General features: G+C 54.9%; 18 protein-coding genes. 14 read left to right on the forward strand and 4 right to left on the reverse strand.

Features of this window, described 5'->3' with window-relative positions; translation table 11 throughout:
• Positions 1–82 precede the first annotated feature (82 nt).
• The 10 genes from JIN87_RS20510 to JIN87_RS20555 all read left to right on the forward strand — a co-directional run bounded on the left by JIN87_RS20510 (position 83) and on the right by JIN87_RS20555 (position 10,124).
• Positions 83–247 (forward strand): hypothetical protein, encoded by a 165-nt coding sequence (locus JIN87_RS20510; RefSeq protein ID WP_200357492.1) that lies wholly within the window; start codon positions 83–85, stop codon positions 245–247.
• A gap of 59 nt (positions 248–306) precedes the next feature.
• Complete coding sequence (gene ccoN, locus JIN87_RS20515) at positions 307–2,607, forward strand: cytochrome-c oxidase, cbb3-type subunit I (protein ID WP_200357493.1); 2,301 nt, start codon at positions 307–309, stop codon at positions 2,605–2,607.
• Between the two features lie 17 nt (positions 2,608–2,624).
• Entirely contained in the window at positions 2,625–2,780 is a 156-nt protein-coding gene (locus JIN87_RS20520) for a hypothetical protein (RefSeq protein ID WP_200357494.1), read from the forward strand.
• A gap of 38 nt (positions 2,781–2,818) precedes the next feature.
• Positions 2,819–3,346, forward strand: a complete 528-nt coding sequence (locus JIN87_RS20525) for a cbb3-type cytochrome c oxidase N-terminal domain-containing protein (RefSeq protein WP_200357495.1) — start codon at positions 2,819–2,821, stop codon at positions 3,344–3,346.
• Positions 3,347–3,474: 128 nt separating this feature from the next.
• Positions 3,475–4,890, forward strand: coding sequence for a cytochrome c oxidase accessory protein CcoG (gene ccoG / locus JIN87_RS20530; RefSeq protein WP_200357496.1), 1,416 nt, complete (start codon positions 3,475–3,477; stop codon positions 4,888–4,890).
• 7 nt (positions 4,891–4,897) lie between these two features.
• Positions 4,898–5,056, forward strand: a complete 159-nt coding sequence (locus tag JIN87_RS20535; RefSeq protein ID WP_200357497.1) for a hypothetical protein — start codon at positions 4,898–4,900, stop codon at positions 5,054–5,056.
• A complete protein-coding gene (locus tag JIN87_RS20540; protein WP_200357498.1) occupies positions 5,053–5,757 on the forward strand; it encodes a sulfite exporter TauE/SafE family protein in 705 nt (234 codons plus the stop codon). Before JIN87_RS20535 ends, JIN87_RS20540 begins: the two co-directional genes overlap by 4 nt.
• Before the next feature lie 38 nt (positions 5,758–5,795).
• Positions 5,796–8,120 (forward strand): heavy metal translocating P-type ATPase metal-binding domain-containing protein, encoded by a 2,325-nt coding sequence (locus tag JIN87_RS20545; RefSeq protein ID WP_200357499.1) that lies wholly within the window; start codon positions 5,796–5,798, stop codon positions 8,118–8,120.
• Between the two features lie 862 nt (positions 8,121–8,982).
• Positions 8,983–9,417 carry an RrF2 family transcriptional regulator gene (locus tag JIN87_RS20550; RefSeq protein ID WP_234033530.1) on the forward strand — a complete coding sequence of 145 codons (435 nt, stop codon included), beginning with the start codon at positions 8,983–8,985 and terminating at the stop codon, positions 9,415–9,417.
• A 116-nt stretch (positions 9,418–9,533) separates the two neighbouring features.
• Positions 9,534–10,124, forward strand: coding sequence for a rhomboid family intramembrane serine protease (locus JIN87_RS20555; protein ID WP_200357501.1), 591 nt, complete (start codon positions 9,534–9,536; stop codon positions 10,122–10,124).
• A 9-nt stretch (positions 10,125–10,133) separates the two neighbouring features.
• Here JIN87_RS20555 and JIN87_RS20560 read toward each other — a convergent pair whose 3' ends face one another.
• Complete coding sequence (locus JIN87_RS20560; protein WP_200357502.1) at positions 10,134–10,403, reverse strand: hypothetical protein; 270 nt, start codon at positions 10,401–10,403, stop codon at positions 10,134–10,136.
• Between the two features lie 106 nt (positions 10,404–10,509).
• Complete coding sequence (locus JIN87_RS20565) at positions 10,510–11,487, reverse strand: homocysteine S-methyltransferase family protein (RefSeq protein ID WP_200357503.1); 978 nt, start codon at positions 11,485–11,487, stop codon at positions 10,510–10,512.
• Between the two features lie 118 nt (positions 11,488–11,605).
• Between JIN87_RS20565 and JIN87_RS20570 the strand changes: the two genes are divergently transcribed.
• Entirely contained in the window at positions 11,606–12,295 is a 690-nt protein-coding gene (locus JIN87_RS20570) for a nucleoside/nucleotide kinase family protein (protein WP_200357504.1), read from the forward strand.
• Positions 12,296–12,297: 2 nt separating this feature from the next.
• On the opposite strand, the gene JIN87_RS20575 is transcribed toward JIN87_RS20570, so the two are convergent.
• The gene (locus JIN87_RS20575; protein ID WP_200357505.1) at positions 12,298–12,810 is read right to left on the reverse strand and encodes a hypothetical protein; all 513 of its coding nucleotides are present in this window, start codon (positions 12,808–12,810) and stop codon (positions 12,298–12,300) included.
• 412 nt (positions 12,811–13,222) lie between these two features.
• Between JIN87_RS20575 and JIN87_RS20580 the strand changes: the two genes are divergently transcribed.
• Both JIN87_RS20580 and JIN87_RS20585 read left to right on the forward strand, forming a co-directional pair.
• A complete protein-coding gene (locus JIN87_RS20580) occupies positions 13,223–16,657 on the forward strand; it encodes a pyruvate carboxylase (protein WP_325176401.1) in 3,435 nt (1,144 codons plus the stop codon).
• Between the two features lie 169 nt (positions 16,658–16,826).
• Positions 16,827–17,960 (forward strand): right-handed parallel beta-helix repeat-containing protein, encoded by a 1,134-nt coding sequence (locus tag JIN87_RS20585; protein ID WP_200357506.1) that lies wholly within the window; start codon positions 16,827–16,829, stop codon positions 17,958–17,960.
• A gap of 1,288 nt (positions 17,961–19,248) precedes the next feature.
• Here JIN87_RS20585 and JIN87_RS20590 read toward each other — a convergent pair.
• On the reverse strand, positions 19,249–22,551 hold the full coding sequence (locus JIN87_RS20590; protein WP_200357507.1) for a mechanosensitive ion channel domain-containing protein: 3,303 nt from the start codon (positions 22,549–22,551) through the stop codon (positions 19,249–19,251).
• Positions 22,552–22,996: 445 nt separating this feature from the next.
• Here JIN87_RS20590 and JIN87_RS20595 point away from each other — a divergent pair, with 445 nt between their 5' ends.
• Positions 22,997–23,158: a hypothetical protein gene (locus JIN87_RS20595; RefSeq protein ID WP_200357508.1), complete on the forward strand. Its 162-nt coding sequence runs from the start codon at positions 22,997–22,999 to the stop codon at positions 23,156–23,158.
• Positions 23,159–23,234 lie beyond the last annotated feature (76 nt).

Genomic DNA, 23,234 nt, shown 5'->3' on the forward strand with positions numbered 1-23,234 from the left:
AAGTTCGATAGTAATAAAAGAAATAAAGGTATTTAATAGCAATTATTCTAAATGCTCTAATTAGCAACGCTACTAGCCTAGGATGAACGTCATTTTCCTAACCGTTTTTATCGGACTGATACTCGTGGGACTCGCGCTCACGTTTTTCGCTTTTACGCGGAAGACGTCGACGTGGAGCAGCCCTGAACGTGACAGTCTGATGCCTCTCGAAGAGGAGCGGACGGTTGCCCATCGCGAAAGAGACTAAGCCCGAGGCGAACGAGTTTCCCACAACCAGCGAACACCTCCTCAAACAATACTGACCTTATGTCCGATCAGAAACTAGTAATCGAGTACGACGACCAGACTGTGCGCATGTTCATGATGGCCTCCATTTTTTGGGGCATCGTCGGCATGCTCGTGGGCGTCATCGTCGCCGCACAGCTAAACTTCCACTTCCTGAATTTTGATACGTCGTGGCTGACCTTCGGACGTTTGCGTCCGCTGCATACCAATGCGGTCATCTTCGCCTTTGTGGGCAACATGATGTTCGCTGGGGTCTATCATTCGACGCAACGTTTGGTGAAGGCCCGCACCGGATCGGACCTGCTTTCGAAGATCCACTTCTGGGGCTGGCAGCTGATCATCGTTTCTGCGGCGTTGACCCTTCCACTTGGTTACACTCGTGGTAAGGAGTACGCGGAGCTGATTTGGCCGATCAATATCGCCGTCGCTCTCATCTGGGTCGTTTTCGCGATCAACTTCTTCCTCACGCTGGCGAAGCGAAACGAGAAGTCGCTCTACGTGGCTATCTGGTTCTACATCGCGACGATCGTGACGGTGGCGATGCTCTACATCGTAAATCACCTTTCGATCCCGACCAGTCTGCTTCACTCGTATCCGATTTTTGGAGGTGTGCAGGACGCGCTTGTGCAATGGTGGTACGGTCACAACGCGGTGGCGTTCTTCCTTACCACGCCGATCCTCGGTATCATGTACTACTACATGCCGAAGGCGGCGGACCGACCGGTTTATTCCTACCGTCTCTCGGTGGTGCACTTCTGGTCGCTGGTATTTATCTACATCTGGGCGGGGCCTCACCACTTGCTCTACACGGCGCTTCCAGGCTGGCTGCAGCAGCTCGGCATGATCTTCAGCTTGATGCTGTGGGCTCCTTCTTGGGGTGGTATGCTGAATGGTCTGCTTACGCTCCGTGGCGCTTGGGATAAGCTCCGTACGGATCCGGTTCTTAAGTTCTTCGCGGCGGGTGTTACCTTCTATGGCATGGCTACTTTTGAGGGACCGCTTCTTTCTATCCGCTCGGTGAACGCTCTCGCTCACTACACCGACTGGATTATCGGGCACGTTCACGCAGGTACGCTCGGTTGGAACGGTTTCATGGCAGCGGGCTTGTTCTACTTCCTCGCTCCGCGTCTTTATAATACAAAGCTCTACTCGGTCTCCTGGGCCAACATGCACTTCTGGCTCGGCCTCGTGGGCATCCTGCTCTACGTCGCATCGATGTGGGTATCGGGCATCACGCAAGGTCTCATGCTCAACAATGCGGATGAGCAAGGTATCCTCGCGTATCCAAACTTCTTGGAAACGCTGCAATCCATCCGTCCGCTAATGCTGACTCGTGTGGTTGGCGGCGCGCTCTACCTCGCTGGTTTCATCCTTATGGCGGCGAACATTTGGATGACGGTTAAGTCTGGCAAGGCAGTGAACGGTGTCTGCGAGGTGGCTGATACTGAGGAGGAGGGCAAGAAATTGGGCCTCATTGGCGCGATCGTTCACCCCGCGTTCCTCTACTCTGCAGGCCTCATCGTTTTCTCCTGTGTTTGGCTCTTTGGCGAAGGCTTCGTCGAGCTGATCGGCATGGGACTCACTATCGTAGTGGTTATGAGCTGTATCGTTCATTTTGCGCGAAGCGGCGACAGCTTCGCGGCTTGGTATGACAAGCTCATCGAAAACTCCATGCCGTTTACGGTTCTTGTACTGCTCTCCGCAGCGGTCGGTGGCGTTGTTCAAATCGTACCGCTTGTGAATATCGACAAGGCGAGCGTGGCTGAGGACAAGATCCAGCAGGTTTACACTCCGCTGGAGCTTGCTGGACGCGATATCTACATCACGGAAGGCTGTTACAACTGTCACTCCCAGATGGTTCGCCCGTTCGTGGCGGAAGTGAAGCGTTACGGTGAATACAGCCGTCTCGGCGAGTCCATCTACGATCACCCATACCAGTGGGGATCTCGTCGTACCGGACCTGACCTCGCTCGTCTCGGTGGCAAGTACAACGACGACTGGCACTACGACCACATGCTCGATCCGCGCCTCACATCGCCAGGTTCGAATATGCCGAATTACCCTTGGCTCTTTGAGAAGATGACCGACTACGGATCGCTTCCTTCGAAGATCAACGCACAGAAGATGCTCGGCGTGCCTTGGCCAGACTGGTCGCCTGCCGAGATCGATTCTGCAGCCAAGGCCCAAGCTCGCGCCATCAAGGAGAACTTGGAGGCACGTGGCAAGGAAGTGGATCAGGACGCGCAGATCGTGGCGCTCATCGCTTATCTCCAGCAGCTCGGCAAGTCCGATGCTGTTGTGGAGGAGGTTGCAAGCAAGTAACTCGGAGGACCAAGACTATGTTTCAAAGAGTTGAATACACTGAGTGGCACACGCTCTTCCCTCAAATCGGCTTCGTGCTCTTCTTTCTAGCCTTCGGCGTGATCGTCTGGAAGGCGTTGAAGATGGGCAAGGGCGAGCGCAACAAGGCGAGCCGTATGCCGCTCGATGACTAAGGCTGTATTGGAAAATAACCTACGAACACATTTCAGAAATGAGTAAGCAACCTACAGAAGAGAAAATCCGCGCTCATACCTTCGATGGTATCCAAGAGTACGATAAGAGTTTACCGAACTGGTGGCTCTTCACTCTCTACGCAACGATCGTTTTCGCAGTCGCCTATTGGGTGTACTACCAGAAGGCGGATATCGGAATGACTCAGGAGCAAGAGCTCGAAGCGGCTCTGGCTCAAGTTGATGAAGCCGTCGCCAAGGCTAAGGCCGAGGCTGGCGTGCTCGATAACGATACTTTCGCCGTGATGGCGAAGGATGCAGGCATCGTCTCTGCCGGTGAGACGGTTTACAAGCAGACTTGCGCGTCTTGTCATGGCCAGAACTTGGAAGGCGGAATCGGGCTGCCGCTCAACGATGCTGAGTGGAAGCATGGCTCCGAGCCGTTGGCCATGAAGAAGATCGTAGAAGAAGGCGTGGCCGCAGCGGGTATGCCGCCTTGGGGACCGGTTCTGGGAGACCAGAAGGTGAACCAGGTCGTCGCGTTCCTCGTTTCTAAGCAAGTTAAGTAATTCGAATACTTAATCTGCGGATCAGATGAGGTTCGTTCCCTCCCGCTAGAGAATCTAGTGACTGAGGGAAAGACCTTCGTCTGGTCCGTTTTTTGTTTTAGAATGGGGTGACCGGCCCCTCGAATCCAATGAGCACTTCAAGCAATCTCAAGAACCACCAACCGAATCGCGACTCGCTGACCGCCGTGAATGACGACGGCTCGCGCAACATCATCCACCCGGCTGATGTGAAGGGTAAGTTTACGCTTTGGCGACAGCTTAGCGCCTATCTGCTAATCGTGGTGTACGCGGCTTTGCCGTGGATCGAGGTCGGCGGCTACCCGGCGGTGTTTCTCGATACTGAAGCGATGCGGTTCCACTTCGTGGGGATGACCTTTGCTTCGCAGGATCTGTGGCTGGCGTTTTTCTTGATCACGGGACTAGGGTTTGGGCTCTTTTACGTGACGGCTTTGCTCGGCCGTATCTGGTGCGGCTGGGCTTGTCCGCAGACGGTGTTTCTCGAGCATGTTTACCGTCGCGTGGAGCGATGGATCGAGGGTGATGCGGTTAAGCGTCGCAAGCTCGACAACTCCGGTTGGGGCTTTGAGCGCATTTGGAAACGCGGTTTGAAGCACGCGGTTTTCATGGGGCTTTCCTTAGCCCTCGCTCACATGTTCATGGCCTACTTTGTATCGATCCCAGGGTTGTGGGACATGATGCAGGACGCGCCTGCGGAAAACTGGAAGGTCTTTGTATTCGTTTTTGCTTACGCTGGGGTGCTGTACTTCAATTTTGCCTGGTTCCGCGAGCAGCTTTGCATCGTGATCTGTCCTTATGGACGCTTGCAGTCGGCTTTGATTGATGAGCATTCGATGGTGATCGGTTATGACGAGAAGCGGGGCGAACCACGCGGCAAGGCAAAGGATCCCAACGCGGGGGCTTGTATCGACTGCAACAAGTGTGTGCAGGTTTGCCCGACTGGAATCGATATTCGTCAAGGACTGCAGCTCGAGTGTATCGGGTGCGCGGCATGTATCGACGCGTGTGATTCGGTGATGGATAAGCTGAAGCGGCCTCGTGGGCTGATTCGCTACGACTCGATGGAAGGTCTGGAAGGCCGCAAGACGAAGTACATCCGCCCCCGCATGATCCTCTACACGGTTCTCTTGTTGGTGGGAGCGAGCGTATTGCTCTATTCACTACGAGGTTTGGGGGATGCGACGATCACTGCATGGCGAGCTCCTGGATCGTCTTATTACGTGGACGAGGAGGTTGTGCGGAATCAGTTTATGGTTCGCGTCACAAATACGAGCAACGAGAGCGGGACCTATAGCCTGCGTCTGAACTACGAGCAGGAAGGCGTTTCTGTTCGGGGTGTAGATGAAGCCTTTGAGATTGTAGGGAATGGGGATCTCGTTCGTCCGGTTGTGGTGCTGGCTAGCAAGGAGAGTTACGCAGGGGGATTTTCGATGGTTGTGGAAGTCCTCGACGAGGAAGGGAAAGCTTTGATGGAGCGACCGTTAGAATTTATTGGACCCAGCCCTCGTTTGTTGAACAAACAATAAGCCAAGAATGAACGACGCTAAGAACACAGGCAAAAAGGGTGGTTGGAGAACGCTAGGCATTTGGGTGACGCTTACTTTTGTTGGGCTCGCATCGGCTTGGTATTTCTTGATCAAAATCGCTTCGGAGAATGCTCCGGAGCCGGTTCCGCTTGAACAGTCGAAATGATCGGTGACGGAAATCTCTACGCTTTGCTAAGTCCGGTGGCCGCCTTTGGGGCCGGGGCATTGGTGAGTTTGCACTGTGTAGGGATGTGCGGCCCCTTGAGCTGCGCTTTGATTGGTCAGAAGAAAGGGGCGAGCGTCTTGCCTTCGCATGGCGTCTACCATCTGGGGCGATTGATTTCTTACTCCTTGCTCGGGGCGTTGGCGGGGGCTCTAGGGAGCCAGCTGGTTTCCTGGGTGGGCGAAAATCCTGCTCGATTCGCGCCGTGGGCGATGGCGGCGTTTTTTGTCGCTCTTGCTTTTAACTTGGACGGGCTTTTCACGAAATGGCAGGCCAAGTCGGGAGTGGGGCGTGGATTGGTGCAAAAGGCGTATCGGCTTTCCGGGCACACGCGTGGTTTTGCTCTAGGAGCTCTGACGCCGCTCATTCCTTGTGGTCCACTTTATCTGATGTTGTGGGCCACCACGATGAGCGGTTCTGCGGTTCAAGGAATGATCGTGATGGCGAGTTTTGCGGCAGGGACGGCTCCGCTTATGTTGCTTGCGCAGAGCGGCTGGGTCTGGCTGTCGGTGAGAATGGATGCTACGAAGCTGGCGTACTTGCGTCGTGGTCTAGCGCTCGTGGCGGTGGGCTTGCTCTGCTTGCGAGCGTTTGTGGGAACGGATGCCGAGGCGGTGATCTCGGGTGATGGCATATGCGAGTAGAGCCTGATACTTCAGCGCGAGGAGAACCTTGCGGCGAGGTGTCCTGCAAGCATTGCGGGACGACTTTTAGCCCGGTGAAGGCGGAGGCAGATTTTTGCTGCTCGGGTTGCGAGTACGTGTATCGAATTATCCACGACGAGTCGCTGGAGCGTTTTTATGACTTGCGAGGGGACGTGTCGCGACCGGTCGGGTCGAGCGTGTTTGAGAACACTGACTATCCTTGGTTGGAGTCGTTGATCGAGGTCGCGGAAGAGAAGGGGCCGACTGCGAGACTGGATCTGGCTCTGGAGGGAATCTCCTGTGTCGGCTGCGTGTGGTTGATTGACCGTGTGTTTGCGGAGGCGAAAGGGGGGATCGCGTGTCGCGTGAATGTGCAGTACGGCACGATCGAGCTCGAGTGGAAGTCGGGCGAGTTCGACTTGCGAGCTTTTGCGGGGCGTATCAAGCAGTTTGGCTATCGAGTTTGTCCGGCTCGGGAATCGGGTGAATCGGAATCGCGCAAAGTGGTTTGGAAACTCGGATTGGCCGGAGCGTTCGCTCTCAACGGGATGTTGTACACGCTTCCGGGGTATCTGGGGATGGAGTCTGACTTTTTGATCGCGACTCACTTCAATTGGCTTTCGGCGATTTTCGCCACGCTGAGCATGTTGTTTTGCGGCTCTTATTTCATCGGAAAGGCAGCGAAAGCGGCCGTGCAGGGAATCGCCCATTTGGACCTGCCGATTTCGATCGGGATCGTTTTTGCGTATGCGGTGAGTTGGTATGGTATCTGGAAGGGGGATGAGAACCTCGTCTATTTCGACTTTGTGTCGACCTTCGTGTTTTTGATGTTGGTGGGGCGTTGGCTGCAGGTGGTGGCGATTGAGCGGAACCGAAATCGGCTAGCGGATATACAGCTCGATGCTCCTGAGGTGGAGATCGAGAGCAGCAATGGGAACCGGATTAAATCGAGGGCCGATCAGATCAAGTTGGGGGAGACCTATTGGCTGCCGTCCGGGCAACGCGTTCCGGTGCGTTCGACGTTGTTGAGCGAGCGGGCGAGTCTGGGGATGGATTGGATCAGCGGCGAGTCCGAGTCACGCATCGTCGAGCAGGGGGGGGAGGCTCCTTCCGGGGCGGAGTTGGAGAATCAGTTCTCGGTTCGCTTGAGAGCGGACGAGGAGTGGAGTGACTCGCTTCTCAACAAACTGAGCACTCGAGGCACGCGTTCGATTGAGCGCGATCAGGTGGCTCAGAAATGGATTTTTAGGTACCTGATGGTCGCCTTCGCGATCGCTGTGGCGGGAGGCTCCGTCTGGCTGGCATGGGGCGATCTGGCGATGGGGCTGAAGGTGTTTATTTCGGTGCTCGTGGTGTCTTGCCCCTGCGCTCTTGGGATCGCTTGGCCGTTTGGCGATGAAATCGCCTTAGCCCGCTTGAAGCAACAGGGCGTGTTTGTGACGACGCATACGTTGTGGAACCGTCTGACTCGGGTTCGGCAGATCGTCTTCGACAAGACGGGTACTTTGACTCGTAGCTCGCTGGCCTTGGTGAATCCCGAGGGAATCGAGAGTTTGGAGGCTGAGGCGCTGACTGCCTTGAGCAGGCTTTGCTCCCAGACTCGACATCCGGTGTCCAATACGATCCGCGAGCATTTGATGGCGAAAGGGCTTTTCAGGAGCGTTGGTGACGTCGGGACGCTTGAGGAGAGGGTCGGCTTTGGAGTCGAATGGATTTCAGGCGCGGATCGTTGGCGATTGGGCAAGGGCTCGTGGGCGGCGGAATCCGGAGAGGGGACTGTCTTTTCCAGAAACGGCCGAATGCTCTTGGATCTGCGATTTGAGGATCTGCCGCTGCCGGATTCGAGTCGCGAAGTGGATGAGCTTTCGAAGCGGGGCTTGGCGATCGCTATTTTGAGTGGGGACCGCATGGAGAAGGCTCGCCGGATTGGGGCTGCCCTTGGTTTGTCGGAGAACAGCGTGTTTGGAAATCTGTTGCCTGAGGAGAAGGCGGCCTGGATCGAAGCGCATAGCGCGGAGCATACCTTGATGGTGGGCGATGGGGCGAACGATACGCTCGCCTTCGAGACGGCTTTGTGCGCGGGAGCTCCGGCCAACGAGCAGGGGATCGTAGCGGAGAAGGCTGACTTCCACTATTTGGGCAATGGGATTGGGGGGATTCGCTCGCTGCTAAAGGTGGGGCGTCAGCGACGTCGCTCAGTGCAAGGGCTGATGGCCTTCGCGGTCGCCTACAACCTCTTCGCCATTGGCCTGTCGTTGGTCGGATGGGTGACTCCTTTGATCGCGGCGATCCTGATGCCGCTTAGTTCGATCGTGAGTCTCGCTATTGTTTGGGGAGCCTTGGGGAAGCGTTTGAGCCGTTAGGGCCTGTCTTTAAACTAGCTCTTTGCTGGTTCGAGCCTAAATCGAAGCAGCGCAAGGCTTTGGCGGACGCCGCGAACTTCGTTTTGGGCCGAATCGTTTCCGCCTTGTTCAACAGAAAAAAAGCCCCAACCCTCCACATGCGCAGTTTCATGTCGAACGTTCGACATGAAACTGCGCAAACGCTTTATACAATCGCCTCCCTCCAAATGGGTTCCTGCTAGCTTTGAGCTCATTTAGAGGCAGGCCCTAATCTACGGGGCTTCAGGGCTTTGCGTAAGCTGCGCTCCTTACTAAAGAAGAATAAGATAAAAAAATACAATTTTATCATCAAATAAGCTTGCGTACTGGAATTTCTGACCTAGGTTTATCTCCAGTTTCAAGCGCTCCGCTAGACAACTAAACTCAACACAACTCATGCTCAACGGAGCAAAAAAGGCACACACAGAGTTACTCCAAAGTTGAGGGAAGTTTCTAGCGGAAGCGGGCGAAACCAAGGCGATCTAGCCGTTGAATTTCTGTCAGGCAATATACGAGCCAAGTTGGATTAGGCACAAGCAGGGAAGCCCTTATTGATGGGGGCTTCCTTAGCTGACAGAGATTCAAGAGTGCGGATCGAATTTAAAAAGAGAAGAGAACCACAACCCGATTCTAAAACTGAAAAATTTCTTGGTGTAAAAGCGTTGTTCAATCGCGCCTGCAGGTAAGGCCTCGGTCATTGCCTGCAGGTCTTTTTGTATAAGGGTACCGGATAAACCTTTAAATCTATGGTAATTCGGATAAAAATACGAAAAAGTCTTTATTGAAGACGTTGCTGCATCCATAAGGCCCCCAATTAGTATCACTTATGTTCGGTTACGGAAAAATGGCCAATTACGCGATCGCCAGCCTGAGCTATCTGGCTGCGAATTACGACAAGGAGGGATTCAAGGCGAACTCCCAGACGATCGCGACTGCACGAAATCTCTCACGCCCTTTGGTGGGCAAGCTGATGTCCCAGATGTCTACGGCCGGTTTGGTGAATGGCACTCCGGGGCCGGGCGGCGGCTTCTTTCTTTCCCGTCCTCCGAGCGATATCACTTTGCTGGAGATCGTGCGTTTGTTCGAGAAGGTCGAGGAGGCGCTGATGTGCCCGTTCGGTCCAGGTTGGTGTGGCAACGGAGATCCTTGCCCCTTCCACTACGAGCTCGAAGACAAGCGGGACGAGATGATGAAGTGGCTGGAGGAAACGAACTTGGAGGTGTTTACCAAGCATCCGATCAAGCCTGAGAAGGGCTGGTGCGACACGGCGGCGAGCTAGGCCGAAGCCAATTGTTTTTTCTGACACGCGATCAGGTCGGCGGACGACTTGCATCGCGTGTTTTCGTTTAGTTGACGCGTGTGGAGCTCCTCCTAGTGTCCGCGGTCCATGAAAGGATGCCCTCAGTGTTTCGGAGATTAGGTCTGGTTCCGGATAGACGGAAGCTCAGCGGTTTGCTGTTTCTGGTGCTGCTTATTTGGGGGACTTATCTGGCAGGCGTCCTGTTGTCGAAGGACCTATTGCAGTATGGGATCTTGCCGCGGGATTGGGGCAATATAAGCGGGGTTCTGGCCTGGCCGTTTCTGCACGCGGATCTCACGCATTTGGGAAACAACACGCTGACTCTGCTCGTTTTCGGGGCGATCATCTCGCTGCGAAGCTCCAGTTCGGAGTTTCTGCTTCTGAGTTTTATGATCACGCTTTATGCGGGATTGGGCGTCTGGCTGATGGGGAGGCCGTATCTGCATGTGGGGGCGAGCGGGCTCGTGTTTGGCTACTTCGGCTACATCATGACACGGGGCATCTACGATGGACGCATCAGTTCGGTGCTCATCTCGACTGTGGTGATGCTGCTTTTTGGCGGGATGATCTGGGGAATCCTGCCGACGGATGCTCGGGTGTCGTGGGAGGGTCATCTGTTTGGCTTCCTGGCAGGGGTGGTGCTGGCAGTTCGCCACAAGCCCAAGCGGCGTCGACGCTACGCTTGAAGGGCGGATCTAAGCTTGGTTTGCGAAGTAGAATACGACGCAGAAGAGCACGGCGAGGATGGCGGCGGAGCTGGAGCAGCCGGCGGTCTTTTTGCGTTCAGGGAAGCGCTCCGGGTCCTGCTGGTGCAATTCGGCGTAAAGCTGCTCGACCGCCTCTTTTGACTCTTTGAGTCCGTGGCCGGTCGCGGCGCGGTAGTGTTTGATGGCGTCGATGGTACGTCCTTTTTCGAGGGCGTCCATCAGTTGGGCAAGGGCTTCCTGGGGAAGGTCGAGAGGCATAGGCGAGTCTGGGTTGTTCTACCTTAGAAAGGTCTAAGTTGAGGCAATTTGCAACTGCTCTCGTAAAAAGCGTTTGTAGTGGGGCTGCAATTACGAGGAGAAGGTGTCAGCCTATCGACTTGATCATGGACCGAATGTGTTCGGCGTCGGTGCCGCAACAGCCGCCAATGACGTTGATGCCGTAGTTGCTAGACATCTCTGCCATGCGCTGGGCGAGATCCTGGTGGTCGCCTCGGTCAAGTTCGGTGGCGTTGTCGAGTTCTTCATGGCTTTTGCAGGATGCGTTTGCGCGGAAGCCGCGTAGCCGGTCCAGCCAAGGCTCCTGGTTTGCTTTCGCTTCTGCTAGGACGGGCTCGAGGTGAGTCGGGTGGGCGCAGTTGACCATGTAGAAGAGGGGAGCGGCTTTGGTGATCGCATCGACGGTTCGGATAAAGTCGCTCAAGGTGATTCCGTCGGGCAGACGTCCGTCGGTCTCGATGGTCGGGGAGATGACGATGGGGAGGTCGAGTTCTTTTGCAGCGATTGCCAGGCCGCAGGACTCGTTGATGTTGGTCATGGTAAGGGCGGCGGCGAGGTGCGCGTGGCTTTGGGCGATCGCGCTGAGCTGCGTGCGATGGTAGTCGCGGGCCGCTTGGATTGTAATGGCTGCTTCCGGAACGGCATATCCATCGCCTCGGGGGCCGATTTCGGTCGAGAGGATGACGGGGCAGTCCACTTCCGTTTTGCCGGAGCTTGCGCGCCAAGTGTCGATGGTGGACTTGATGCGTTCGCTACCCAGTTTGTTGAAATGTGCAATGTGCTCGGGAGAGTATCCAAGGCTGGATACGAAGTCGGGCGCGGCTCGCCAACAGAGTGAATCTGTGAGGACGCCGTGACCGGCTTGGGCAGCGGCATCGAGGATGGGGATGAGCATCTCTTGCTCGAGTTGCTTCCAGGCAGATTCGTCCTCGAGGACTTCGAAAGCGCAGAAGTCGCGCAGGTTGAAGCCTTGTTGGAATAGCAGGTAGGTTTCGGTGCCGGCGAAGGTAAGGAATCGCCGGTCGGTTAGGAGTTGAGAGGCGAGGTCGGAGCGAGTGGATTCCATGGTCGCAGTGGTCGAGGGTTGGAGGGCTTGTTGGAAGCCAATAGAGTATCCACCAAGAGAAAACTGTCAAATTGCTAGGCCTTGCGCAGGAAGGCGGTTGTCTCCATACCCGCCGCTTGTGAGAGCGAAACTGATTGAGGAAGTTGTGGAAGCGATCGCTTCGTTGGAGCTGCCCCATCCGGTCCGGGTAGGAATCGATGGGGCGAGCGCTTCGGGTAAGACTCGATTCGCTGACGCTCTCGTGGAGCCGCTTGAAGCTCTTGGCAGGCACGTGATCCGGGCTTCGATCGACGGTTTTCATCACCCGCCGGAGGTGCGGTACCGCCAAGGTGAGGATTCGGTGCAAGGGTATTTGGAAGACTCCTTCAACAAGGAGGCCGTGATCGAGCAGGTGCTCGGCCCTTTGGGGCCGTCCGGGAATCGCGAGTACAAGGAGTCGCTCTATGATTTCGTGAGCAGCAGCGCGACCGAGGCGGCGTTTGAGCAGGCCCAGCCCGATTCGATTCTAATCTTTGAAGGGGTGATGCTGTTTTGCGACCAGCTAGGCGACTTTTTCGATTTCCGAATTTTCGTGGACGTGGACGAGGAGACTATTCTCGAACGCGCGGCGGCGCGGGATATCGATCGTCTTGGCGGTTTGGATACGTTGAAACGCAAATACCATGGTCGTTACCTGCCAGGACAGCGGCGCTATTTCGAGCTGTATCAGCCAAAGGCCAAATCGCATCTGGTGATCGACAACCGTGATTTCGAAGCTCCGTTGGTCTTGCAGCGTAACCACCCGATAGTGCAGCCGGGCCGGGATTGAGTCTACAAAGCCGGACTCGGTTCTTCGGATTCGGCGGGAGCTTCTGCGCTCTTCAGTATCTTGTTTTCGATACGGCGGTAGTCTTTGGTGGCGGAAATCACTCTTGAAAGGCCGAAGAGGGCGAACATGTGGAATCCCACGGGGACCCAATCTTGGAACGCCAGAAAGATGAGGGCGTCGATCGCATATAGAATCATGCCGAAGATATAGAGGGAGAGGATCCGCTTTCTACCTGCGATGGCGAGGAGGGCGAATCCGCCGGCTATGGCAAGGCTCATGCCGAGGGCTATATACCTCACGAACTCGGGGGCGCCTTCGGCTACGGCGCCGTAGGCGAAGCCGTCGATGATGAGCGTGACGCCTAGACCGACGACGAAACTGAACTCGCCGCCAAAGGCGATGACGAGGGAGTTGATGACGGAAAGGGCGGCGATCCAATAGAACCAGGACGCGGATTTGTTGATAGCTGTTTGAGCTCCGGCGAGCTCGAGTTCATCGGCGGTCGGTTGAGGCATAGGGTGGGATTTTTTGAGGGCTTAAAACAAGAGGATGTTCTGGGGATATCGAATATTCATGAGACTGTCCAATACCTCCCGTTTCTTCGCGTACTCGCACCTTTCGGCTCCAGATTTCATTTCCTCATTTCGATATACCCTCCGGGTATACCTCAAATCGAAAGCCGAAATATGGAACTCGAATTGTACTTCGTACACTCGGAAGCAATTTATTGGACAGTCTCTTGGAGAGATCAACACGTAATGCTTCGCTCAGCGGCGTGTATTGGAGATCTGGGTTCGATATGAATAGATCAAACTGTTTGCACTAAAAAGTTGAGGAATAGCAGTCATTAGTTTTGCTGGTTTCCGAATAGGTTTCCTAGCGCCCCCATGGGATTCCTGTGAGCTACAACCCCCCTACAAATATATTGTGAAAAAAATCCTCGTCGCCAACCGCAGTGAGATTGCGGTCCGTATCTTTCGATCTGCAACTGAACTTGGTCTTCGCACCGTCGCCATCTATTCCCAGGAGGACCGATTTGGGGTCCATCGTTTTAAGGCGGACGAGGCCTATCAAGTGGGGAAGGGGAAAGGTCCGGTGGCGGCTTACCTCGATATCGAATCGATCATTGCGGTCGCCAAGGACGCAGGCGTAGATGCGATTCATCCGGGCTACGGTTTCCTTTCCGAAAACCCGACTTTTGCCCGGGCCTGTCGCGATGCGGGGATCATCTTCATCGGTCCCGACGCGGAACTGATCGACAAGATGGGAGACAAGGTGGCGGCTCGCCAGGCGGCGGATGCAGCGAAGGTGCCGACGTTGCCGGGTACGCAGGACGCGATATCGGATCCGAAGCAAGCGGTTAAGTTGGCGAAGAAGATTGGCTTCCCGCTGATCATCAAGGCGGCCTTTGGCGGCGGCGGCCGTGGGATGCGGGTGGTCAAGCAGGAGAAGAATTTGGTGCCGCTTCTGGAGGAGGCGCAAAACGAGGCTCAGATCGCTTTTGGCAACAACGCTGTTTTCCTGGAGCGTTATATCGAGCGGGCGAAACATATCGAAGTGCAGATACTGGGCGATCGCCATGGAAATGTCGTGCACCTGCATGAGCGGGATTGCTCGGTGCAACGTCGTCACCAAAAGGTTGTAGAGATTGCTCCTTCTGTCGGGCTAAAGGAAGAGATGCGGGTGGAGCTTTGCGAATCGGCTGCCCGCTTGGCTAAGGAGATCGGTTACAACAACGCGGGCACTGTCGAGTATCTCTACGATTGCGATACGGACGATTGGTTCTTTATCGAGATGAACCCACGTATCCAGGTGGAGCATACTGTTACGGAGCTTATTACTAATATCGACATCGTACGTTCGCAGATCTTGGTGGCTCAGGGAAAAACGCTGCACGGGAAGGATATTCACATCCCTGCTCAGGACGAGGTGCCGCGTAACGGCTTTGCCATTCAAAGCCGTATTACCACTGAGGATCCGGCGAACGGGTTTACGCCGGACTACGGTCGCATCGTAAATTATCGTTCGGCTGCGGGCTTTGGTGTGCGTCTGGACGGAGCAATGGGCGATACGGGAGCGGTCATCACTCCATATTTCGATTCGCTTCTCGTGAAGGTGACCACTTTTGGTTCGAGCTTTTCGAGCGCGATCAACCGTATGGATCGCGCGTTGCGGGAATTCCGTATCCGCGGAGTTAAGACGAATATTCCGTTTATCGAAAACGTCATTCACCATGATGCTTTCCAGGCAGGGCAGGCGACGACGACGATGATCGACACCTCTCCTGAGCTTTTCATTTTTAAGCCAAGGCGGGATCGTGCCAACAAGCTGCTATCCTATTTGGGGGAAACGATCGTAAATGGAAACGAGCAAGTGAAGGGGCGTCCGGTGCCGAGCATGCAGCTGCCGGTGTTGGTTCCGGAGTTCGAGCCAGGGGGCAAGGTCCCTGCTGGGACGCGTGATCGTTTGTTGAAGGACGGGGCGGATGCGTTCTCCAAGTGGATGCTAAAGCAGAAGCGTCTTCTGGTGACGGATACGACGTTTCGTGATGCCCACCAGTCCTTGTTCGCTGCCCGTATGCGGAGTTACGACATGTTGACCTGCGCGGAAGCGGTGGCTCAGCGACTGCCAAACATGTTCTCGCTAGAGATGTGGGGCGGGGCGACTTACGATACTTCGATGCGGTTCTTGAAAGAGTGTCCGTACGAGCGGCTAAGAGCGTTTCGTGAGAAGACGCCGAATGTACTCTTTCAGATGCTGTTGCGCGGGGCGAATGCGGTCGGGTATTCGAACTACCCAGACAACGTGGTGTCTGGATTCGTTAAGCATGCGGCGGAAGCGGGTATGGACTTGTTCCGTGTATTCGATTCGTTGAACTATCTTCCGAACCTGAAGGTGGCGATGGAGGCGGTGCGTAAAACGCATGCACTTTGCGAGGGTACGATTTGCTATACGGGCGACATCAATGATCCGAAACGCGACAAGTATTCGCTGAAGTACTACGTTGATCTCGCCAAGGAAATCGAAAAGATGGGAGCCCATATTCTTGCGATCAAGGACATGGCGGGACTGTGCAAGCCGTTTGCGGTGACCAAGCTCGTGAAGGCGCTCAAGGCGGAGATAGGGATCCCTATCCACTTCCACACGCACGATTCTTCTGGAATCGCCTCGGCGTCGATCATCAAGGCGGCGGAAGCGGGAGTGGATGTGGTTGATCTGGCTGTTTCGTCGATGTCGGGTCTGACTTCGCAAGCCAATTTGAATTCGATTGTGGCGGCTTTGCGTGACTCACCACGTGATACGAAGCTGGACCTGAAGGCCTTGAACGAGCTCTCCATTTATTGGGAAGCGATTCGCCAATTCTACGAGCCGTTTGATACCGGTCCGAAGTTTGGATCGGCGGAGGTTTACGAGCACGAGATGCCGGGGGGGCAGTACACTAATTTACGTGAGCAGGCTTTTTCGCTTGGGCTGGGTAGTCATTGGCCGGAAGTCGTGAAAACTTATGAGGAAGTGAATTTGCTTCTCGGCGATATCGTGAAGGTGACGCCTTCTTCCAAGTGTGTTGGCGATCTCGCAATCTTCTTGGTGACGCGTGGTATCAAGCCGGCGGATATTTTCAACCTGGAGCCGGGCTCTTCTTTCCCCGCGTCGATCGTGGACATGCTATCGGGAGGCTTGGGGCAGCCTAAGGGCGGTTGGCCGAAGAAGCTGCAGAAGATCGTGCTGGGGGATGTCAAGCCGCGGCGTGGTCGCCCGGGATCGTACGCGAAGAAGATTGATCTTTCCGAGCAGAGAAAGTCGCTTTCCAAGATGTTGGGACGTCTTGCGACCGAGGACGATCTCTTCCGCCACTTGATGTACCCGGATGTCTTCAAGCAGTATCTGTCGTTCCACGCTCAGTATGGGGATGTATCCGTTTTGCCGACACCCGCATTCTTCTATGGGCTGAAGCCGAACGAGGAAGTCGCGGTGCAGATCGAGAAGGGGAAGGTTCTATACATCAAGCTCATCAATGTGGGCGAGCCGAACGAGGATGGCTACCGCCACATCACCTTCGAACTCAACGGGCGCGCTCGCGACATTTCGATCCTCGACCAGTCGATCCAGGCCGATTCCACGCCGAGAGAATTGGCGGAAGCTGGAAACGACATGCAGGTCGGAGCTCCGATTCCGGGCATGGTTTGCAGTATCGCGACTTCGGTTGGGACCAAGGTGAAGAAAGGTGATAAGCTATTGATCATCGAGGCGATGAAGATGCAGACCACGGTCTATGCTCCGACGGACGGAACGGTTGACCGGATCCCCGTAGGCGTTGGTGACAGCGTGGATGTTAAGGAATTGATGGTGGTGTTGAGGTAGCGGACTGGGGCAGGTTGCGTCGCGTGCACTCGTGGCCCTGTTCTGAGAATGGCCGTCGGGGACGACGGCCGCTACCTGTTTAAGAATGTCGATGGATGTGGAAGCATATCCATCTTTCTTTTGAGCTTCGTCTTCGACAAGCGGGGCCGGTCGCGAGATTGTATCCTGTATGGATCATCTCAACATTAAGGATTTTGGCGCGAAGGGGAATGGTCGGCATGATGATACGCCGGCTTTGATCGAAGCGATGAAGGCGGCTCGCGAAGGAGTGGGCGTGGTCTACTTCCCTCCAGGTGAGTACATGATCCATCCGGTCAAGGTGCCGAGCCACATCATGCTGCGTGGCGATTCGTGTTGGTCCTACGAGAATAAGGATGGGCGTGATCCTGAGTTTGAGGGGCGCACGACGCTGGCTGCCCTTTCCGGAGCTGGACGAGCCTTGTTGGATCTTGGGAATGAGCGAGGTATTCGGGTGATTGGGCTGACGCTCGATGGTCGGAATCAAGGGACTGGCTTGCACGGACTCTATGCGCGGCATAGCGATTGCGAGCAGCACAACGTGATTGAGGATTGTCGTATCAACCACTTTTCCGGTTCGGGCATTCGCTTTGAGCGTTCGTGGGTGTTCGCGGTGCGTCGCTGTCTGATCATGTTCAACGGCGAGCATGGGGTGGATGCGACAGGCGGTTATGACGGCTGGATTATTGATTGCCAGTTGACGGCCAATAAGGGGGCAGGATTGTTTGCCCGGGGCGAACCTGCCGATGGGATGAGCGAGGAAGAGGTCAAGGATCTCAAGTTTTTCGGTACAGCGTCTATCATGGTGACTGCGAACCGAGTTGAATGGAACCGGGAAGGTGGCATTTTGCTGAAGGGGTCAAACTCTATGCAGATAACCGGGTGTTCCATCGATCACAACTTTGGTCCTGGAATCGCTTTGCGTAATTGTACGTCGAATACTATTACGGGGTGCAAGGTGCGTAGCAATGGCGTGGATCGTGAAGGGGACGATAGTGTGCAGATTATTGTTCAGGACAGTGTCGGAACGGCGATCACTGGCAATACGATTTGGGGGTGGTACGATCGCAAGGAGTGGGACTTTGGTACGCCGTATCCATATTTTGGAATCGTCGCTAAAAACCTCAAGGGCTGCGTTATCTCCTCGAATGCGATGTATCACAGCTCCAGCAAGGAAGGCGTGCGCGACGATGGGGGCCACCAAGAGTCGGTGATCGCTCAAAACGCTTACGTGAAACCAGTGCTCGAAATGCAAGCAGGTGGTGGTTTTAGGCTAGTAAAATAAGGTCTTACACTGAGTTGATGTTTTGTAAAAAATGGCTCTAGTCACTCTTATGGAGCGAGCTAGCGTAGAGCTGCCTAGGTGTGGTTCTAACTGGAAAGGGTGTAAAATCAGTAGAAAACCTCTGATTTGTTGTGATTTGGAATCGATGTTTTGGATACGTTTTTTCGTTCTTCTTCAAGAGGTTAGGGTGACGGACGGGTTACGGAGTGGTGTCGGTTGGGTAACGCGAGCTTGAACTTTTTGTAAATCTCGTTCTATAGTTTGTGCACTCGGACGGATGTCTGAGTACCTATCAAACACAATACTATGGCAAGAATCGTTGAAAAATGGTACCGAAACGAGCTGGTCCTTTGGGCGGCTCTGATGGTTGCAGTAGCGGGAATTATCATCGCTAGCTTATTCCAATAGAGAATTTACGAATCTCTTTGCTTTGAGGGCGCGGGTCGTTATCGGCCTGCGCCTTTTCCTTTTTTGAGGGAACGGGAAGATTGGTTGTTTTTGAGTGTAGTTGGAGGGAGAATACGTTGTTGGGGGGGTGAACCACCGATGCCACTGATTTGCACCGATGGTATTCAGGGACGATTGGTCAAGCGCTTGTGGTGTTATTAATTTCTGTTTTTTTAACCACGAAGTGCACGAAGGACGCGAAGTGATCCTGTAGTGTTTTTGAGGGGCACTGATGGTGCCGATCTGCACTGATGTGTGTGTGTGGGTATCGGTGAGTATCGGTGTAATCGGTGGTTGGATACTGGTGTTGTGGATGATGGGTGGAGATTGGGGCTCTGCGGCACGCCGGCGAGCGGCGGCCCTACAGGAGGACGTATGTGGCCATCGGGGACCCGCCTTTGCGATAAGCTTCGGCGAGGCGAGCAATGGTCGCTACCTGAAATGCAAACGGCGGTCTTTGTGAGACCGCCGTTTTGATTACCTATGAGATGTTACTCTAAACTATGTACCTAGAAACTGTTTGTTTTGGAAATTAGTTTTGTGAGTCTGTGTGTTTTTGAATCTGGATACACTGTATCACGAGGTGGGGAATTTGGATATAGGACTTTGGGCTTACGTTGGGTGGCAGGGGGCGAGATGATGGGTTGTGTTCTTTTTGACCACGGAGTGCACGGAGAACGCGGAGGGATCTTGCAGTGGGTGATTCTCGAATCTGTGTTGGGAGTGCAAGGTTTCGGGTTTCGGGGGGCTGGTGGGCTCTGCGGCTCGCCGGCGAGCGGCGGCCCTACAGGGGGTGCGTTTGTGACCATCGGGGACGATGGGGGCTAACTGAAATTTTTTGTTAGCGGGAGAAGTCTTTGAGGCTGGGCCAGGAACGGATGTTGAGGTCGCGTTGTGGGAAGGCGATTTCTAGGCCTTCTTCTTTGAAGCGTCGATCGATCTCGGAATGCATGTCGCTGAGGACGCTGAGTCGGTTGTCCATGTTTGGCAGGTAGACTCTCAGACGAAGAGTGAGGCAGCTGTCGGAGAATTCCTCGAAGGTGGCGAATGGCGAGGGATCGTCGAGAATGATTGGGTTTTCTTTGGCTGCTTCGATCATGATGCGACGCGCTTTTTCGGTGTCGGATCCGTAGGCGACTCCCACGGTGATGATGAGGCGGTTCAAGGAGCTGGTAAGCGTCCAGTTTAGGAGGGCGCCGGTTATGAATGCTTTGTTGGGAACAACGAGTTCTTTGCGATCCCAGTTGATGATGGTTGTAGCGCGCATGCGGATACGGACGACGGTTCCGGTTTGACCGTCGACGGTTACAACGTCGCCGACCTTGACGGGCAATTCGAAGAGGAGGATGAGTCCGCAGACGAAGTTGGCTACGATTTCTTGCAGTCCGAAGCCGATGCCAACACTGAGCGCGGCGGCGATCCAACCGAAGCGGGACCAGTCGATCTCGATGATGTGGAATATTCCAAGAAGGGTACCGGCAATCACAAAATACTGGCAGAGCGTGGTGATGGCTGAGCGGGTACCGAATTCGAGTTTGGTGGAGCGGAGGATTCCCAGTTCCAAAAGGGCTGGCAGGTCGCGGAAGGCGATGTATCCAAAAACGCCTATGATCGCGGCGTTAAAGATTTTCATCAAGCTGAGGCCGGAAGTGATGTTTATCTTTTCGAGCGTTTCGACGACGGGGGCGGTTTCGGCCCATAGATAGCCTAGTGAGATGGCAGTTAGGAGGACAAAGAGTGTGCCGAGCAGGTGGCGCGTTTGTTCGCTGATGGAATCGAGATCGGCTTCCTCGGGCTCTTCGATGTTTAGCGGGATTTCGTCGGGATTTGAGGTTTCCTCTTCTTGGTCGGCGAGTTTGGCCCGTCTTTTTTCGATGGCTTCTTTGAGGGCGATCTTGCGTTCGTTTACTTGGAACCAGCGGAGGAGCAGGTAGTAGACGAGTATGCTTCCTACCACTACGAAGAATGTGGCAATGATTTCGAGTCCGAGATGGATACCGGTGGAGAGGCGTCCGGTGCAGGCGAAAAGTGTAAGGATGATGTGGGTACAGATGGCAACTGTGACGAGCGTCTTAAGGGCGGCCTCGAGTAGGGGACTGGTGGGGCGCTTCGCTTTTGCGGTTACGATGTTGGAAGGCTTGAGCAGCACCCAGGTGAAGAGGGCGGCGAGTATTTCCATCCCCATGAAGCTGAGTCGGCCTAGGCTGTCGAAGACTTCGCTCTCCCCTGCGTAGCGTGTGACCAGGGCGATGAAGGCGAGTGGAAGCACGGTCAGTCCGGAAAGAAGGCTGATGTTTGTGATTTGGGAGGTGAAGCTTTCTTGCCACCTGAAGTGCCCCACTATGATGCCGTCCTTATGGCAGAGAGCGATGAGGAAGGAGAGGCTGAAGATTATGCCGATGAGATCTTTTAGGCTTTGTGCGACAGCTTGAAGCCAGCTTGAGGCGTCTGGGTTTAGCCCAATGACCCAGATGATAAAGTGCGTGGCGATGAGGGCGGGAAGGGCGAAGAGAAAGGAGACCCAGACAGCTCGCAGGGTGTGCTTGTAGTTGTCGGTGGAGATGTGTCTGACCTTTTGTCGCGTTTCCAGTAAGACTTTTGCATAGTGGCGTCGGCGGCTGATGAGGATGAGAAGTGAGAGAAGGTAGAGTCCGAAGAGGAGGGTCTCTTCTTTGAGCGCTTTGGTGATTGATCCGGTAAGTTCGTCGATATGGGACGCGGAAAAGAACCAGTTGAAGGATTTTGGAAGCTCGGAGAGTGTTTTGCCCCCTATGGGCGCGGAGCTCTTCATCCAGAAGGTTTGTTCGAACATGAACTGGCGCACCTCTTTGGTGCGGCTGGCGTATTCGAGTGTTTCGAATCTTAAGGTCCCGAGCGAGCGGGTGAGGGTGCGGTAGTTTTCTTCGAGCTGCTCGAGCAGCTCTTTACGCGAGTCGAGCGCTTGGTCGACGCTTGCGCTCATGACCGATTCGTAGCTCTCCGCGAACTCGTCGTGGGCTTGTAGTTTCGACTCTGTATTCAGAGCGGCAAGACGTGTTTCCAGAATCCGGTTCGTTAGCGAGGAGGATTCCCGGTTGAGGCTGGATTGGGTGGGCAGGCGGCTTTGGATGTCGAGTAGGGAGAGGGTGGTGTTTCCTCCGAACTCGATTTGTTGCCGGACAAATTCGTAGTCGCGATCGAGTCGTTCGATCCGTTCGCGCAGTTTGCTTTCGTTGATGGAGAAGATTCGCAGCTCTTCGACCACGCCTTCGAGGTCGGCGGCGAGCGATTTGACTTCTTCGAGCAGGGCGAGGATTTCCTCGTTTTCGGTATTGAAGCCTTCGTTGTTGCGTCGCGCTTCGTAGGTGAGCTGCTGGGCTTCGAGAGAGCGGCGTTCGTTGATGGTGGCGGCGAGCTGTTCTGATTTGGCGATCTCGTTGTCCAGCCAGCCGCGCATGAGGTTGCGGCGGGCTCGCACGAGGTCCTCGTGTATGGCGTGGCTTTGCTGCTGCTGGGAGAGGAGATCGAGTTCGGCGAGCAGGCGGCTTTCTTGGGCTTGCAGGAGGGTGAGCTTGGCGAGGTTGTTCTGATTTTGCTCTACGTTTCGGCTGGTCTCGAGATCTTTGCGGATGTCGGCTAGCTCTTCGCGCGCGTTCGGGAGGCGCGAGCTGATGGAGATGGGTTGTCGCTTCAGCTCTTCGAGTTCGGCGCTGACTTCGCTCAGATTGTTGTCTTGGGAATTGATTCCGAGGCGGATGCTTTCGAGTTCGGCCTGGAGCTCATCGATGCTTTTCAGGGCGCTTCCGTCGGTATCGGGGGAGACTGCGGGCAAGTTTTCGAGCTGACGCTTTAGCTCCTCGGTATCGTCGCGTCCGGTTTCGATGATGTGCCCGAGGCGAGCGGTTTGGGCTCTGAGTTCGCTGGCGTCGTCGAGTGCGGAGCGAGCCTCCTGGTAGGAAATGCGTAGGGTTTCCTTGGTGATTTCATCCAGCCCTGGGTCCGCCTCCATGGCGTTTTGGAGTTGGGTGAGATCGGTGACCGTTATCTGGGCGCGATCGTTCGCGGGCTCGGCTAGGTTTTGCCCGTAGGTTGGCGCTAGCGCTCCCCAGGCGAAGAGGGCCCAGAGGATCGCAGCGAGCAGTGATCTCTCTCTGAATAGTAGCATCGCGGTAAGGATACTCTATTTGGCTGCTTAGCGCTATGGGACTTTGGGCTTATGTGGGGTAGAGGGGATGGGAAGGGTGAATGGGTGGTGGGGCTGTTTTTTTTTTAACCACGAAGTGCACGAAGGTCGCGAAGTGATCCTGCAGTGTTTTTGAAGATAACTGATGGGACCGATCTGCACTGATGTGTGTGGGGTTCAGGCTGGTTTTTAGGTATTGTCGGTGAACATCGGTGCCCTTGGTGGTTGTTTGGGGGCCGGGTTTCGGATTCCGGGTGTGTGGGCTCTGCGGCACGCCGGCGAGCGGCGGCCCTACAAGGGGTGCGTTTGTGGCCGTTGGGGACCCGCCTTCGCGTTAAGCTTCGGCGAGGCGAGCGAGTGCCGCTACCTGAAAATACAAACGGCGGTCTTTTTTGAGACCGCCGTTTAACTACCCTAATAAACTACTATGAATACCTTGAAACTGGATGTACTTTATCAGGCGGAGGCTCGATTGAATATGGGACTTTGGTCTTATGTTGGGGGGCTCGTCGCCTGGTTCTGGGTTCTGGGTTCTGGGTTATGGGTGCTGGATTGTGGGTTGTGGGATTCGGGAGTGGGTGAATGGTGAAATTTGTTTTTTTGGGGGATGTGAAAAAGCGCGTCTTGCGGAGGCGAGACGCGCTTGGGTGGAAGATCGTTTTGGT

Origin of the sequence: Pelagicoccus mobilis (assembly GCF_016595505.1) — a bacterium.
Classification (GTDB): domain Bacteria; phylum Verrucomicrobiota; class Verrucomicrobiia; order Opitutales; family Opitutaceae; genus Pelagicoccus; species Pelagicoccus mobilis.

Excerpts from the sequence above, each read along its gene's own strand:
- JIN87_RS20510 (WP_200357492.1), top strand. The coding sequence starts at position 83 with ATGAACGTCATTTTCCTAACCGTTTTTATCGGACTGATACTCGTGGGA.
- ccoN (WP_200357493.1), top strand. The coding sequence starts at position 307 with ATGTCCGATCAGAAACTAGTAATCGAGTACGACGACCAGACTGTGCGC.
- JIN87_RS20520 (WP_200357494.1), top strand. The coding sequence starts at position 2,625 with ATGTTTCAAAGAGTTGAATACACTGAGTGGCACACGCTCTTCCCTCAA.
- JIN87_RS20525 (WP_200357495.1), top strand. The coding sequence starts at position 2,819 with ATGAGTAAGCAACCTACAGAAGAGAAAATCCGCGCTCATACCTTCGAT.
- ccoG (WP_200357496.1), top strand. The coding sequence starts at position 3,475 with ATGAGCACTTCAAGCAATCTCAAGAACCACCAACCGAATCGCGACTCG.
- JIN87_RS20535 (WP_200357497.1), top strand. The coding sequence starts at position 4,898 with ATGAACGACGCTAAGAACACAGGCAAAAAGGGTGGTTGGAGAACGCTA.
- JIN87_RS20540 (WP_200357498.1), top strand. The coding sequence starts at position 5,053 with ATGATCGGTGACGGAAATCTCTACGCTTTGCTAAGTCCGGTGGCCGCC.
- JIN87_RS20550 (WP_234033530.1), top strand. The coding sequence starts at position 8,983 with ATGGCCAATTACGCGATCGCCAGCCTGAGCTATCTGGCTGCGAATTAC.
- JIN87_RS20555 (WP_200357501.1), top strand. The coding sequence starts at position 9,534 with ATGCCCTCAGTGTTTCGGAGATTAGGTCTGGTTCCGGATAGACGGAAG.
- JIN87_RS20560 (WP_200357502.1), bottom strand. The coding sequence starts at position 10,403 with ATGCCTCTCGACCTTCCCCAGGAAGCCCTTGCCCAACTGATGGACGCC.
- JIN87_RS20565 (WP_200357503.1), bottom strand. The coding sequence starts at position 11,487 with ATGGAATCCACTCGCTCCGACCTCGCCTCTCAACTCCTAACCGACCGG.
- JIN87_RS20575 (WP_200357505.1), bottom strand. The coding sequence starts at position 12,810 with ATGCCTCAACCGACCGCCGATGAACTCGAGCTCGCCGGAGCTCAAACA.
- JIN87_RS20585 (WP_200357506.1), top strand. The coding sequence starts at position 16,827 with ATGGATCATCTCAACATTAAGGATTTTGGCGCGAAGGGGAATGGTCGG.
- JIN87_RS20590 (WP_200357507.1), bottom strand. The coding sequence starts at position 22,551 with ATGCTACTATTCAGAGAGAGATCACTGCTCGCTGCGATCCTCTGGGCC.
- JIN87_RS20595 (WP_200357508.1), top strand. The coding sequence starts at position 22,997 with ATGAATACCTTGAAACTGGATGTACTTTATCAGGCGGAGGCTCGATTG.